The 14,134-nt window shown below is 70.9% G+C and carries 12 protein-coding genes; 4 read left to right on the forward strand and 8 right to left on the reverse strand.

Annotated features, from left to right (window positions below; all coding sequences use genetic code 11):
- Nucleotides 1–37 precede the first annotated feature (37 nt).
- Nucleotides 38–1,393 (reverse strand): 4-aminobutyrate--2-oxoglutarate transaminase, encoded by a 1,356-nt coding sequence (gabT, locus tag E4K62_RS14235; protein ID WP_135068541.1) that lies wholly within the window; start codon nt 1,391–1,393, stop codon nt 38–40.
- Between the two features lie 106 nt (nt 1,394–1,499).
- Here gabT and E4K62_RS14240 point away from each other — a divergent pair, with 106 nt between their 5' ends.
- Complete coding sequence (locus E4K62_RS14240; RefSeq protein WP_240742704.1) at nt 1,500–3,032, forward strand: PucR family transcriptional regulator; 1,533 nt, start codon at nt 1,500–1,502, stop codon at nt 3,030–3,032.
- A gap of 102 nt (nt 3,033–3,134) precedes the next feature.
- On the opposite strand, the gene E4K62_RS14245 is transcribed toward E4K62_RS14240, so the two are convergent.
- Entirely contained in the window at nt 3,135–3,983 is an 849-nt protein-coding gene (locus E4K62_RS14245; protein ID WP_135068545.1) for an SDR family oxidoreductase, read from the reverse strand.
- Nucleotides 3,984–4,049: 66 nt separating this feature from the next.
- Between E4K62_RS14245 and E4K62_RS14250 the strand changes: the two genes are divergently transcribed.
- Nucleotides 4,050–4,634, forward strand: a complete 585-nt coding sequence (locus tag E4K62_RS14250; RefSeq protein ID WP_135068547.1) for a TetR/AcrR family transcriptional regulator — start codon at nt 4,050–4,052, stop codon at nt 4,632–4,634.
- A 31-nt stretch (nt 4,635–4,665) separates the two neighbouring features.
- Entirely contained in the window at nt 4,666–5,079 is a 414-nt protein-coding gene (locus E4K62_RS14255) for a DUF2834 domain-containing protein (protein WP_135068549.1), read from the forward strand.
- Between the two features lie 175 nt (nt 5,080–5,254).
- Here E4K62_RS14255 and E4K62_RS14260 read toward each other — a convergent pair whose 3' ends face one another.
- Nucleotides 5,255–6,490, reverse strand: a complete 1,236-nt coding sequence (locus E4K62_RS14260) for a CaiB/BaiF CoA transferase family protein (protein WP_135068551.1) — start codon at nt 6,488–6,490, stop codon at nt 5,255–5,257.
- Nucleotides 6,491–6,582: 92 nt separating this feature from the next.
- Between E4K62_RS14260 and E4K62_RS14265 the strand changes: the two genes are divergently transcribed.
- Nucleotides 6,583–7,698 carry a CapA family protein gene (locus E4K62_RS14265; RefSeq protein WP_135068553.1) on the forward strand — a complete coding sequence of 372 codons (1,116 nt, stop codon included), beginning with the start codon at nt 6,583–6,585 and terminating at the stop codon, nt 7,696–7,698.
- A 107-nt stretch (nt 7,699–7,805) separates the two neighbouring features.
- Here the strand turns inward: E4K62_RS14265 and E4K62_RS14270 are convergent, their stop codons facing one another.
- Genes E4K62_RS14270 through E4K62_RS14290 form a run of 5 tightly spaced genes read right to left on the reverse strand, consistent with a single transcriptional unit; the run spans nt 7,806 to nt 14,113 of the window.
- Complete coding sequence (locus E4K62_RS14270) at nt 7,806–9,416, reverse strand: ABC transporter substrate-binding protein (RefSeq protein ID WP_135068555.1); 1,611 nt, start codon at nt 9,414–9,416, stop codon at nt 7,806–7,808.
- Nucleotides 9,413–10,312 (reverse strand): alpha/beta fold hydrolase, encoded by a 900-nt coding sequence (locus tag E4K62_RS14275; protein WP_135068557.1) that lies wholly within the window; start codon nt 10,310–10,312, stop codon nt 9,413–9,415. The genes E4K62_RS14270 and E4K62_RS14275 overlap by 4 nt, the downstream gene beginning before the upstream one ends.
- Nucleotides 10,313–10,341: 29 nt before the next feature.
- On the reverse strand, nt 10,342–11,205 hold the full coding sequence (locus tag E4K62_RS14280) for an ATP-binding cassette domain-containing protein (RefSeq protein WP_135068559.1): 864 nt from the start codon (nt 11,203–11,205) through the stop codon (nt 10,342–10,344).
- A complete protein-coding gene (locus tag E4K62_RS14285; RefSeq protein ID WP_135068561.1) occupies nt 11,202–13,181 on the reverse strand; it encodes a dipeptide/oligopeptide/nickel ABC transporter permease/ATP-binding protein in 1,980 nt (659 codons plus the stop codon). Before E4K62_RS14285 ends, E4K62_RS14280 begins: the two co-directional genes overlap by 4 nt.
- Nucleotides 13,181–14,113 (reverse strand): ABC transporter permease, encoded by a 933-nt coding sequence (locus tag E4K62_RS14290; protein ID WP_240742899.1) that lies wholly within the window; start codon nt 14,111–14,113, stop codon nt 13,181–13,183. The genes E4K62_RS14285 and E4K62_RS14290 overlap by 1 nt, the downstream gene beginning before the upstream one ends.
- Between the last annotated feature and the right edge of the window lie 21 nt (nt 14,114–14,134).

Raw genomic sequence — 14,134 nt, forward strand, 5'->3', positions numbered from 1 at the left:
TCCTCACCTCTGGTCTCGCCCGTCTGCACGTGCGACATCAGGCGGTCGCCAGCACCGAGGCGAGCACGTCCAGTCCCTCGTTCAGCAGCTCATCGCCGATGGCGAGGGGTGGCAGGAAGCGGATGACGTTGCCGTACGTGCCGCACGTCAGGACGATGACGCCCTCCGCGAGGCATGCCTTCGCGACGGCCGAGGTCAGCGCCGCGTGGGGCGCGCCGGTGGCCGGGTCGACGAACTCGGCGGCGACCATCGCGCCGCGTCCGCGCACGTCGCCGATGCGCGGGTCCTGCTCCTGCATCGCCCGCAGGCGGGTCTGGAGGATCTCCCCCACATCACGCGCGCGCCCGGCCAGGTCCTCCGTCTCGTACACCTCGATCGCCGCCAGCGCCGCCGCGCACGCGATCGGGTTGCCGCCATAGGTGCCGCCGAGGCCCCCGGCGTGCGCGGCATCCATGATCTCTGCCCGGCCGGTGACCGCCGCCAGCGGAAGCCCGCCGGCGATGCCCTTGGCCGTCGTGACGAGATCGGGCACGATGCCGAACAGCTCGCTGGCGAACATCGCGCCGGTGCGGGCGAACCCGCTCTGCACCTCGTCGGCGATGAACACCACGCCGTTCTCACGGCACCACTGCGCGAGAGCGGGCAGGAACCCCTCGGCGGGGACGATGAACCCGCCCTCGCCCTGGATCGGTTCGATCAGCACGGCGGCGAGGTTGTCTGCGCCGATCTGCTTCTCGATCACCGAGATGGCCTTCGCCGCCGCATCCGCGCCGCTCAGTCCGTCGCGGTACGGGTAGGACATCGGCGCACGGTACACCTCCGAGGCGAACGGGCCGAAGCCGCTCTTGTACGGCATGCTCTTGGCCGTCAGCGCCATCGTGAGGTTCGTGCGCCCGTGGTACGCGTGGTCGAACGCGACCACCGCCTGGCGCCCGGTGTGCTTGCGTGCGATCTTCACCGCGTTCTCCACGGCCTCGGCGCCGCTGTTGAACAGCGCGGACTTCTTCTCGTGGTCGCCGGGGGTGAGCCGGTTCAGCGCCTCCGAGACGGCGATGTAGGACTCGTACGGCGAGATCATGAAGCACGTGTGCGTGAACTGAGCGGCCTGCGCCTGCACCGCGGCGACGACGGCGGGATGCGCGTTGCCGACGGTCGTGACGGCGATACCCGAACCGAGGTCGATGAGGGAGTTGCCGTCGGCATCCACCACGACCCCTCCGCCGGCCGCGACCGCGGCGACCGGCACGGTGTGCCCCACGCCCGAGGCCACCGCGGCCGACTTGCGCGCGAGCATGTCCTGCGAGCGGGGACCGGGGAGGGCGGTGACCAGACGCCGCACCTGCGGGAGGTCGGGTCCGCCGAGGGGGATCGAGGGCGTGTCGATGAGGGTCATGACCGCGATCGTAGGGACGGGCGGGAACCCCGTGCACTCACCATCATGTACATTCGGCACCAACGCCTGTACGCCGCGGCGAGCTCCGCGGGGAGAGGACCGGAACGTGGTCGACCCCTCGGCATCCGCCGCCACGGTGCGGGCGCTGCTGTCCCGCGCCGATCTGAAGCTCCGCCTGGCCACCCCCGAGGCCGCACTGGAGCCGGCCGCCCTGGACCGCGCAGCGCGCTGGGTCCACAGCAGCGACCTCGCCGACCCGACCCCGTTCCTGTCCGAAGGGCTCGTCCTGCTCACCACGGGCACGCAGTTCGCCGAGGCGGGCGACGACGAGCAGACCCACCGGGCGTACGTCCGGCGCCTGCAGGACCGCGGCGTGGTCGCACTCGGATTCGGCAGCGAGGTCGTGCGCGACGGCATCCCGCCCCTGCTGGAGTCCGCGTGCCTGGAGGCACGGCTCCCGCTGTTCGAAGTGCCGTATCGCATCCCGTTCATCGCCGTCGCGCGTGCCAACGCGGAGGCCATCGCGGCGGAGTCCTACGCGCGGCGCACGTGGGCCCTCGCCGCGCAGCGCGCCGTCGCGCTGGCCGCCCTCCGCCCCGACGGCCTGGACGCCACCCTCGCCGAGCTGGCCCGGCAGCTGGGGGCGTGGGTGGGCCTGTATGACGCGGCGGGGGGCCTCCGCCGCGAACATCCGGCCGGGCAGCTGGATACGGCCACCCGCGGCGGTCTGGACACGGAGGTGTCGGCGGTCCTGCGCCGCGGCGCACGGGCGGGCTCGGCGCTGCACGTGGGCGACACCCCGTTCTCGCTGCAGACCCTCGGCCGCGGCGGGCACCTGCGCGGCGTGCTGGCGATCGCGTCGGGCCACCTCGACGCGGAGAGCCGGGCGGTCGTGACCTCGGTGATCGCGATGGCCGGGCTCGCCCTCGAGCAGAACGACGGGCTCCAGCGCGCCCAGGGCGTGCTGCGCGCCGGGGTGATCCACGCCCTGCTGGCCGGCGACGTCACGCTGGCCCGCCGGTTCGTGCGGGAGCTGGGGGACGTGCTGCCGTCCGCGCCCACGACGGTCTGCGTCGCGGAGGGCACGCCGGCGACCCTCGAGAACGCCGCGGAGTGGCTGGCCGTGGCCGCCACCACCGATCCGGTCGTGTTCGGCCGCGGGCCGGACGGTCTCGTCGTGGCCGCCGCGCCGGAGTCGCCGCTGCCCGAGGCGCTCGTCGACCGCTTCCCCGTGCGGGTCGGGGTGTCGGCGCCCGCCGCGTGGGCGGAGTTCGCCCGCGCCCACGACCAGGCGCTCGCGGCCCTGCGCCGCCAGCGCGGCGCCGTCGCGCGGTTCGGCGAGACCGCCGCATCCGGAGTCCTCGGCGCGCTGGACAGCGACCTCGCCCGGGTGCTGGCCGCGGCATCCCTCGCCCCGCTGACCGATCACGACGCCGCCCGCGGGACCGAGCTGCTGCCGACGCTCCGGGCGTGGCTCGAGCACGACGCGCGCATCGACGCCGCCGCCGCCGCCCTCGGCGTGCACCGGCACACCGTGCGCACCCGCATCGCACAGGCCGAGTCCGTCCTCGGCAGCGACCTGTCGTCCTTCCCCGCCCGCGCGGAGCTGTGGGCCGCGCTGCAGGTGTCGGGTCTCTGACCCCGCTCGCTGACCCCGCGAGAGTGCATCACCTCGGCGAGAGTGCCCCGAATCCGGTGCACTCTCGCCGGGTCGATGCACTCTCGACGAGGCGGCACGCGGTCAGGCGGGCCGGCGGAACTCCTTCATGCGGCGCAGATAGCCGCGCACGCGCGTGAGACCGAGCGGCACGGGCCAGTCGTCGGCGCGGAAATACGCATCCGTCCCGCCGTCGACGAAGATGACCGCCCCGCACAGGAACTGCGCCGAGGGACCGAGCATCATGAGAACCCAGTCCGCGATGTGGGCGGGGTCGCCGAATCCGCCGACCGGCACGGGGAAGTTCTCGATCGCCTTGGCCTCCTCGGGCTCGGAGAGCTGCTTCTGAAGCAGCGGCGTGAGGATCGCACCCGGGGCGATCGCGTTCAGACGGATGCCGGCACCCGCCCACTCCGCCGTCACGGCGTTGCGACGCATCCAGCGGCTGACGGCGATCTTGGACCCGGCGTAGACCATGGCCGGTGCGTTCTTGCCCATGCGCCGGGCGACGCGGATGGCCCGCGCGCGGTCGCCCTTCAGCAGCGCCCGCACGACACCGCTCGGCACCGCGGGGACCGTCGTCGTGGAGTTCGACGAGAACACGACCACACGTGCGTTCCCGGCGGCGGCGAGCGCCGGACGCCACGCCTCCAGGAGCTCCACGACACCGGAGTAGTTGACCGCCGCGATGAGTTCTTCACGACCCGGCATCGGCCCCACCCCGGCGGCGAGGACGGCGCCGTCCAGGCGTCCTCCGGCACGCTCGAGCACGGTCCGTCCGGCGCTGGCGCGCCCCTCGGCGGTGGAGAGGTCGGCGACGACCTCGGCCTCGCGCAGGTCGACGCCGATCACTTCGTGGCCGGCCTCGCGCAGGCGACTGACGACCGCGGCCCCCATCCCCGATGCAGACCCGGTCACGACATACGTACCCATGATTCCTCTTTCCGACGCGCGGGTGATCTTTATGGCACCCTCTGCCATAAATAGTACGCTTCCGGCATGGACACGACCACTTCCGCCCGGCGCGGCCGTCCTCCCGTGGTGGATCGCGACGCCGTCGCGCGGGCGGCGATCGACCTGTGGTCCACGCAGGGATTCGCCGCCACGACCTGGGATCAGATCTCCGAGCGCACCGGCGTGAGCGTGCGCACCCTCATCCGCCGCTTCGGATCGCAGCCGGCGATCCTCGCCCGCCCGATCGAGGCGGCCACCGAGCGGTTGCGAGCGGCCCTGCGCGCCGCTCCCGCCGACGCCGACCCCTCCGACGTCGTGCACGCGGCGGTCGTGGCCTCGGTGTCGGAGGACGATGCCGTGCGGTCGGGGGGCCTCCCCTGGGTGCGCGTCGTCGCGGCCGAGCCACTCCTGCAGTCCTGGCTGCGCACCGCTTATGCGCCGTGGATCACTGAGCTCGCCGCATCCATCCGAGCGCGGGTGCCCGACATCGACGACGACACCGCGTTCGCCCTCGCGTGCGGATTCGAGGCCGTCGCCAACGCGGCGATGCAGGCGTGGGCGCGCGCCGGGGGCACCGACTCCCCCGCCGCCCACGTCGCCGCGGCGGTCCACCGCATCCGCATCGACTGAACGCACCGCGGGCAGGAGGACAATGCTCGCCATGACCGCATCCCGCTGGACCCCGCTGGCGATCGCCTACCTCGCGCTCGCCGTCGTGGGATTCGTCGCCACCTTCGCGCTGAACGCGTGGTCGGTCGTGCAGATGCGCGACTACCTCGGCGACCTCGTCGGCTCCGGGCCCGCGGTCGCCTCGATCGGCACCGATCTGCTCGTCGTCGCCGTCGCCGGGTGCATCTTCATCGTCGTGGAGGCGCGGCGCCTGGGGATGCGGCGCGCGTGGCTGTACATCGTCCTGTCGGCCGTCACGGCGTTCGCCTTCACGTTCCCGCTGTTCCTCGCGATGCGCGAGCGGCGGCTCCACCAGGGTGCGCTCGACGTCTCCTCGCCGTTCAAAACTCAGGAGACACGCCGACCCGGCACCCGCGGCGGCCCCTCCGGAGACGGATTCTCCTGAGTTCTGAACGAGGCCAAGGCCGCCCCGGGGCCCGCCATCCGCGCAACCGCGACACTATTTTCCCACCGGTGCGCCCAGCCCCGTCGGAGCATCGCACCTACGTCGGAGAATGCGAGCCGGATGCTCCGACCTCGGTGCGATTCTCCGACGTAGGTGAGCGGCGAGGCGGCGTGCCTCAGAGCACTCCGGACTCGGCCAGGCCCTCCACGCGCTCGTCGGAGTAGCCCAGTAGATCCCGCATGATCGCCTGCGTGTGCTCGCCCAGGCCCGGCGCGGGCGCGGACAGATCGACCGTGCTGCGGGAGAAGACGACCGGAAGGCCCGATCCGTACAGCCCGTCGAAGTGACCGAACTTCGGATGCACCAGCGGAACCACCTCGCCCCGCGCCACGACCTGCGGATCACGCACGGCCTGCGCGGTCGTGCGCACCGCCGCCGCGGGCGCGCCGTGCTCCTCCAGGGCCGCCAGCGCCGCGTCCAGGGTCATCTCCGCGGCCCACCCCGCAATGAGGGCGTGGAGACGATCGGCGTTCGCGACGCGCGCGTCGCGCGTGGCGAAATCCTCCGACTGCAGCAGGTCGGTGCGCCCGATGGCCGCGAGGACACCCGCGGCGAACTGGTCGGTGGGCGCGCAGATGGCGAACCATCCGTCGCGCGTGCGGAACGTGCCGAACGGGGCCAGCCGGGGCACGTACGCACCGGTGCGCAGCGGGAAGCCGACCGATTCCAGCGCGTCGAACGGCTCACAGGCCACGAGCGAGGTGAGCGCACCGAGCATCGACACGTCCACGTGCTGCCCATGGCCCGTGCGTTCCACCTCGAGGACCGCCGACAGCGTGCCGATCACGGCGAACAGCGGCGCCACCAGGTCGCCGACGGGGAGCCCGAAGCGGATGGGGCCGTCCTCCGGCTCTCCGGCGGTGAGCATGACCCCGCTCAGGGCCTGGATGATCGTGTCCATCGCCTTGCGGTCACCGTGGTCGCCGGTGGCACCGAACCCGCTGATGGAGGTGTAGATCAGGCGCGGGTTGACCTCGCGCACGCGGGCGTAATCGATGCCCAGGCGCCGAGTGACCCCGGAACTGTAGTTCTCCACGAGGATGTCGGCGTTGCGCACGAGGTCGAACAGGACCTCGCGGCTGTCCGGATGCTTCAGATCCAGCGTGAGGCTTTCTTTGCCGCGCCCGCGCAGCATCATCGACACCGACATGTCATCGGGCGAGGTGCGGCGCAGGCTCAGGCCGTCCGCGCCGACATACGGGGAGTTGTTGCGTGACGAATCACCCCCTCGGCCGGGATTCTCCACCTTGATGACCCGTGCCCCCAATCCCGCGAGCAGCAGCGTCGCGTAGGGCCCCGCCAGTGCGGAAGTCAGGTCGATCACGGTCTTGCCTTCGAGCGGTCCGCTCATACTCACCCCGATGTGTCGGCGACAGCCACGGGCCTTCTTTGCCACCTCTGTCGATGGAGCCATAGTATCAAGTAACTTGATTGAGGAGTTTCATGAACATCCGCATTGCAGCCGTCGGCGACATCGTCCTCCAGTACGGCGACCCCGATCCGTACTTCGTCGCCAGCGCCCCCGTGACGCGCGCGAGCGACGTGGCCATCGGGCAGATCGAGGTGCCGCACACGACCGAGACCGACGTCACCGCGCTCACCGTCCCCTCGCCGCCGTCGGATCCGGCGCACCTGCGCGCGATGGCGGACGCGGGCTACGACATCGGCACCGTCGCCGGCAACCACGTCTTCGACCTGGGCACGAAGGGCGTCCTCGACACCCTCTCGGCAGCACACGAAGCGGGCATCGTCACCACCGGCACGGGCGCGAACCTGGCAGCGGCGATGGTGCCCGCCATCGTCGAGCGCAAGGGCGTGCGCGTCGGCGTCCTGAGCTTCAACTGCGTCGGCCCGCGGGAGTCGTGGGCCACGAGCAAGAAGGCCGGCAGCGCCTTCGTCAAAGTGCTCACCCACTACGACCTCGACGACCTGAACCCGGGCAACCCGCCCCAGGTCTACACCTTCGCCGACCGGCGGTCGCTGCAGCAGATGACCACCGCGATCGAGTCGCTCCGGAGCCAGGTCGACGTCGTCGTCGTCGCCCTGCACAAGGGATACGGCCACACCCCGGCCCGCATCGACGACTACGAGTACGAGATCGCGCACGCCGCCATCGACGCCGGCGCCGACGCCGTCGTCGGGCATCACTCGCACATCATGCGGGGCATCGAGATGTACCGCGGCAAGGCGATCTTCCACGGCCTGGGCAACTTCGTCACCGTCACCGACGCCCTCACCCCGAGCCCCGACAGCGACTCCGAAGAGCTCAAGGCGTGGGCGCGGCGCCGCGTGGAGATGTACGGCTTCTCCCCCGACCCGGACATGCCGGGGTACCCCTTCCACCCCGAGAGCCGCAACACCGCGATCGCGATCCTCGACGTCGACGAGAGCGGCATCCACGCCGGTTTCATCCCGTGCTGGATCGATGGCGACGCCGCCCCCGTCCCCCTGGCCCGCGGCGAGCGCGACTCCGTCGCCGACTACATCGAAGACATCTCCCGCCGGGCAGGACTGCAGACCCGCTTCGAGTGGGAGGGTGACGTCGTCCGCGTGTCATAACGGCGCCACGACGACCCGCACGCCGAAACGGCAGGCCCCCACATCGGGGACCTGCCGTTTCGCATGTCGGTGTCGTGGTGGAGGCGGTGCCCCCACCACGACACGAGTCACTCGGCGGGCTGCCAGTTGTACTCCGGCTCCGGACCCACCGGGAGCATCACCGGGTTCTGCGGCGACGCCTTGACGTTGGTGACCTTCGGGCCGACGTAGTTGACGAAGTACTGCGTGAGGATCGGAACGGTCACCGCGACCTCCTGCCAGCGCTCGCTCATGCGCTCGTACACGGCCTGACGCTCGTCGCCGGTGAGCCCCAGGCTCTCGGCGTACAGCTTCTCCATCTCCTCGTCGAGGAAGCCGAACGGGTTGGACATCGTGCCCGCGCTGCGCAGGTCCGCGTATGCGTTGCCGACGCCGCCGTTGGTGGCCCACAGGACCGCCTCGTACTGCTTGGACTCGGCCTTCTCGGCGAACGACGGGATGCTGGTGGAATCGACCTCCAGCGTGACCTGGATGCCGATCTCCTCGAGGGCGCTGGAGATGGCCAGCGCGATCTGCGACTGGTGGTCCTGCAGGCTGCTGTCCAGAATGGTCATCTCGAACCCGTCCTCGTACCCGGCTTCGGCCATGAGGCGGCGGGCCTCTTCGAGGTCGAACTCCCACCCGATGTCGTCGTTGTACCCGGCGGTGCCTTCGACCACGAGCTGGTTGCTGGGCGACATGTGCTCGCCGCCGAGCGCGTTGACGATCGCCTCACGGTCGATCGCGAGGGCGATCGCGGCGCGCACCCGCTCGTCGGCGAGGGCGGGGTTGACCTCGCCCCCAGCGTCGGCCAGTCGCAGCGCCCAGTTGTAGAACGGCGCGGACACGATCTCCAGGCCCGCCGACTCGGCCGTCGAGGCCAGCAGCGGGTTGCCGAGGCCGAAGTCGATCTGACCGGTGGATGCGGCGTTGAGCACGGCGTTCGGATCCGAGATGATCTGCACCTTCACCCGATCCCACATCTGCGCGTCGGGGTTCCAGTAGTTCGGGTTCAGCTCGTAGATGTACTCCGAGTCGGGCACGGACTCGTCCGCGTCGTAGACGTACTGCCCGGTCCCGTCCATCGTCTGCAGCAGCGAGGCCGGATCGGCCAGACCGTCGGGCCCGATGATGTTGCCGAGCATCAGCGTCTGCGTCAGCGACATCGGCGCATCGGCGAACGGGGCGCCGTACGTGATCCGCACGGTCGAGTCGTCGACGGCTTCGACGGCCTCGATCGGACCGACGCGCGGCATGTTGCCCCCGCCCTTGGCGACGAAGTACTCCATCGACGCGACCACCGCTTCCGCGGTCAGGGGCTCGCCGCTGGCGAACTGCACGTCGTCGCGCAGCGTGAACTCGAACACGCTGTTGTCTTCGGCGGTGAACTCCCACTCGGTGGCCAGCGACGGCTGCAGGCTGCCGTCGGGCGCCTGGTAGATGAGCGGATCGTAGGCCAGCACCGTGAAGATCGAGCCGCTCGCCGTCCCCTGCAGCGCAGGGTCCAGGCTCATGGGCGCGCCGCGGAACTGCAGCACGAGCTCTTCTCCGCGCTCACCCGTCTCGCCGCCGGCGGCGTCGCCGCCCGTGTCGGCGGTGGGGCTGCACGCAGCGAGGCCCGCGACCAGGGCGAGGGCAGCGGCGATGCTGCCTGCTCGTCGCAGCGCGCCGCGCCGTCGCGGCTGTCGTTGGGTCGTCATATCGTGTCCACCTTCTTGTCGTCGTGCGATTGGCGCGGCCGGGGCTCGGCCGTGCCGTTGAGTTCGTCCAGGAACACCCGGACCTCGCGGATGAGTCGCTCGGGGATCTCCTGAGTCATGAAGTGCCCCTCGCTCTCGAAGAACACCGCCTTAGAGTCGCGGACACTCGTGATGCCGCGCAGGGACGATTCCGGCGAGACGATGCCGTCGCGCATGCCCGCGAGCATGAGGGTCGGAACGCGGACGGTGCGCAGCACCGCGGCGAGCTCGTCGTTCGTCTTGGCCTCGGGGAAGGGCATCCCCTGGTTGATGCGCGATTCGTCCTCGTCGCGGGTCAGGGTCGTGGCCACCGCCGCATCCAGGAACCGGTCGCGCTCCGCACGGCGCTCCACCTCGTCCTCGTGCAGCCAGCCGCCGAGCTTCTCCAGCTGAGCGCGGATCGAGTCGGTGTCGCCGGCCAGCCGCGCCCGGATGACCTCTCGCCGCCCCTCGGAGGAGTCGGTCACCCCGAAGCGGTCGTGCGGCGTCCCCACGACGGAGACGAACGCCTTCAGGCGGTGCGGGTTGCGCACCGCGATGTACCATCCGATGCCGGCGCCGTGCGATGCGCCGGTGTAGACGAACCGGTCGATCCCGCGGGCGTCGGCGAAGGCCACGACGTCATCGGCCCAGCGCGTGAGCCACCCCTCGGTGGGCGGTTCCGCGGGGCGGGAGGAACGGCCGAAACCGCGGGCCTGGATCGTGTACACCTTGTACCCCGTCGGCGGTTCGGCGAGGTCTTCGGGATATCCGGTGCCGGCGAATCCCATCGCGCACGACAGGATCGTCTCCGGAGCGTCGTCGGGGCCGTACTCGTCGTACCAGAGCTCGGCGTCGTCGATCTTCTGCAGGGGCATACTTCTCCTCGGTGATGGCGGTCGGGGCGTCAGCGGAGCGTGCTCGCGATGGCGTCGGTGCGGGCGTCCAGCCCGTCCTTCTCCCGCGCGGCGTTGCGCTGTGCCTGCAGTTCGGGGTCGGGCACGGGCGCGGCGGCCAGCAGCCGCTGGGTGTACTCGCGCTGCGGATCCTCGTACACGCGCCCGGCGTCGCCCTGCTCGACGATCCGCCCCTGCTTGAGCACGGCGATCCGGTCGGAGAGGTAGTGCACGATCGACAGGTCGTGGGAGATGAAGAGGTAGCTGGCGCCCATTTCGTGCTGGAGTTCGGCCATCAGGTTGATGACTTCGGCCTGGATGGACAGATCCAGCGCGCTGACGGGTTCGTCGCACACCACGAGCCGGGGCGAGAGGATCAGCGCACGGGCGATCGCGATGCGCTGCTTCTGCCCGCCGGAGAACTGAGCCGGGAACCGCCGCGCCGCGTCCTCGCTCAGCCCCACCCGCCGCAGCATCGCGAACACGCGCTCGCGCACGACCTCCTTGGATGCCGGTTCGTGCACCTGCACGGGTTCGGCGATGGAGTAGCCGATGGGCTTGGTGGGATCCAGCGACGTGTGCGGGTCCTGATAGATGACCTGGAGCTCTTTCGTGAGCGCCCGGCGCTGCGTCTTGGACAGGCTCAGGATGTCGCGGCCGTCGTATTTGATGACTCCGCTGCTGGGGCGCACGAGGCCCAGTACCGCCTTGCCGATCGTGGACTTGCCCGAGCCCGATTCGCCCACGAGTCCGAGCGTCTCGCGGGGTGCGATCTGCAGGCTCACGTCATCGACGGCGAGGGTGCGACGCCGTCCGCGGCGGTACTCCACCGACAGGTTCTGCACCTCGAGGATCGGCGGCACGGTCGTGGTCATCGGACACTCTCCTCGATGCGGGCGGCGCGGGCGACGTCGATGCGGATGCAGCGGGCATCCCGACCCTCGCCGCGGTCCACCTGCGGGATGCGACCCACACGGCACGCGTCGGTGACGAAGCGGCACCGGGCGGCGAAATGGCAGCCCTCCGGCCACTGGCCCGGCGGCGGGACGACCCCGCCGATGGTGGGAAGCGGCTCTCCCTTGACGGCGTTGTGCGGATCGGATGCCTGCAGCGCCTGGGTGTAGGGATGCAGCGGATCGCGGAACATCTCCGACACGGTCGCGTGCTCGACCACCTGCCCGGCGTACAGCACCACGGCGCGGTCGCAGATGTCGGCGACGACCCCCCAGTCGTGGGTGACGAAGAGGATCGCCATGCCCATCCGGCGCTGCAGCGCCCGGAGCAGGTCGAGGATCTCGGCCTGCACGGTCACATCCAGCGCCGTGGTGGGTTCGTCGGCGATGAGCAGCTGCGGCCGGCCGGCGAGGGCGATGGCGATGGCCACGCGCTGCGCCATGCCGCCGGAGACCTGGTGGGGGTACAGCGAGGCGACGTGCTGGGGGTCGGGCAGGCGCACCGCTGCGAGCAGATCGACGGCGCGCTTGCGCGCGGCTCGCCAGCTGATCTTGTTGTGCGAGCGGATCACCTCGGCCAGCTGGAAGCCGATGCGGAACGCGGGGTCCAGCGCGACCATCGGCTCCTGCGAGATCATCGCCATCTTGGTTCCCCGCAGCGCGCGGTACTGCGCCTGGGTGTAGCCGGAGATGTCGGCGCCCTCGAACCAGATCCGGCCCGACACGACGCGTCCGCCCTCGGCCAGCAGGCCGAGCACGGCCATCGCCGTCACGGTCTTGCCCGAGCCGGATTCGCCGACGAGCCCGACCGTCTCGCCGCGACGGATGTCGAAGTCCGCGCCGTCGACGACGATCGTTTCGTCGTCCCCGGAGCCGAATGCCACCGTCAGGCCGCGGACGGACAGCAGCGCGTCCGCCGGGGCCGGGGCCACCGGATCGACCGCCGCCGCGGCGGCGACGCGGGCAGCCTGCGCCTGACCCCGCGCTGCGCGCGAGCGGGACGTGGACGGGCGCATCGGGCGCTGGATGCCCTCGGCGTTGGCGTCGCGCACCGCGTCGCCGAGGAGGCCGAAGGCGAGGGTCGTGAGGGTGATGACGCCGGCGGTGGGCACGATCATCCACGTGTGGAACTGCAGCATCGAGGAAGCCTCGCCCACCATCCCGCCCCACGTGGGCTCGGGCGGCGGCGGACCGAAGCCGAGGAAGGCCAGACCCGTCTGCACCCCCAGCGCGATGGCACTGAGCATGGCCGCCTGCACGATGATGACGCCGAGCGTGCGGGGGAAGATGTGCCGGACGAGGATCTGCAGACCACCGAGCCCGGTCGTGCGCGCGGCGTCGATGTACAACTCCTCCCGCACCCCGAGGGCGGCGCTGCGGATGACGCGCGCCGCGGAGGCCGACACGAGGACGCCGTAGACGACCATCGCGGCGGCCATGCTGTTGCGGAAGATCGCCAGCACCGCGAGGGTCACGATGAGGTTGGGGATGGCCATGTTGATGTCGATGCATCGCATGACGACGCGGTCGAACCATCCGCCGAAGTAGCCGGAAGCGATGCCCAGCGGAACCGCGATCACCAGGGCCACGATGAGCGCCTGCGCCACCCCGATGAGCGACTCCTGGCCGCCGTAGAGCAGGCGGCTCAGCAGATCCCGGCCGAGGGCGTCCGTGCCGAGGGGGTACTCCGCGGAGGGCCCCTGCCGCACGGCGGTGAGCGACTGCTTGAGCGGATCGTGCGGAGCCAGCACGGGTGCCAGCGCCGAGGCCAGCACGACTCCGGCGAGATACACCGCTGCCCCCGCGCCCAGCGGCCGGCGCATAACGTCGACGAAGAGGTTCCGCCGGTTGCTCGCCACGACGCGCGGCGATCCTTGACGACGACGACGCGCAGCCATCAGGCGGCCCTCACCTTCGGGTTGAGAACCCCGTAGACGATGTCGACGAGGAGGTTGATGAAGACGGTGATGAGTGTGAAGAGCACCCCGATGCCCAGCAGAACGGGCAGGTCGTGGTTCAGCGTCGCCTGCGTCGCCATGGTCCCCAGCCCGGGGAGGACGAAGACGTTCTCGACGAAGACGGTGCCCGTCAGCGACGCGATCGCACCGATGCCCAGAACGGTCACGGCGGGGATCGCGGCGTTCTTGAGGACGTGCCGCAGCACGATCGACGTCTCGCTCACCCCGTTCGCGCGGAGGAAGCGCACATAGTCCTTCGCCAGCGCGTCCTTCGCGGAGTCGCGCACCTGCTTGGCCACGAGGGTCGTTCCACCCAGGCTCAGCGCGAAGACGGGCAGGACGAGCGTCCACAGCCATCCCCCGAGGCTCACGTGAAGCGGCACGTAGCCGGTGGCGGGGAAGATACGGACGGTGACCGCCAGCAGCGACACCGCGAAGATCGCGATCGCGAAGCCGGGGACGGCGAGTCCCACCAGCGAGATCGCGTCGAGCACGCGGCCGAGCCATCCGCCGCGCAGGGCGCTCGCCAGCCCCAGCACGATGCCGACCACGCCGATGGCGAGCGTGGAGAGCACCATGAGCGAGAGGGTGACGGGGAGTCGCCCCGCCAGGATCGAGGTGACCGGCTCGCCGCTGTAGATCGACGAGCCCAGGTCGCCCTGCAGCGCGTTGAGCGCCCAGTTGAAGTACTGCTGGATCGGCGGCAGATCCAGGCCGAGCTGCTTGCGCAGCGCGGCCACAGCCTCCGGCGATGCGTTCTCGCCCAGGATCGTGCGCGCCTGATCGCCGGGCACGAGAGAAGCCAGCAGGAACATGATGATCGAGACGACCAGCACCATCGGAATCACCAGGAGAAGGCGCTTGCCCAACATCCCAATCAAGTTCAGCCTCCT

The organism is Microbacterium wangchenii, assembly GCF_004564355.1.
Taxonomy (GTDB): domain Bacteria; phylum Actinomycetota; class Actinomycetes; order Actinomycetales; family Microbacteriaceae; genus Microbacterium; species Microbacterium wangchenii.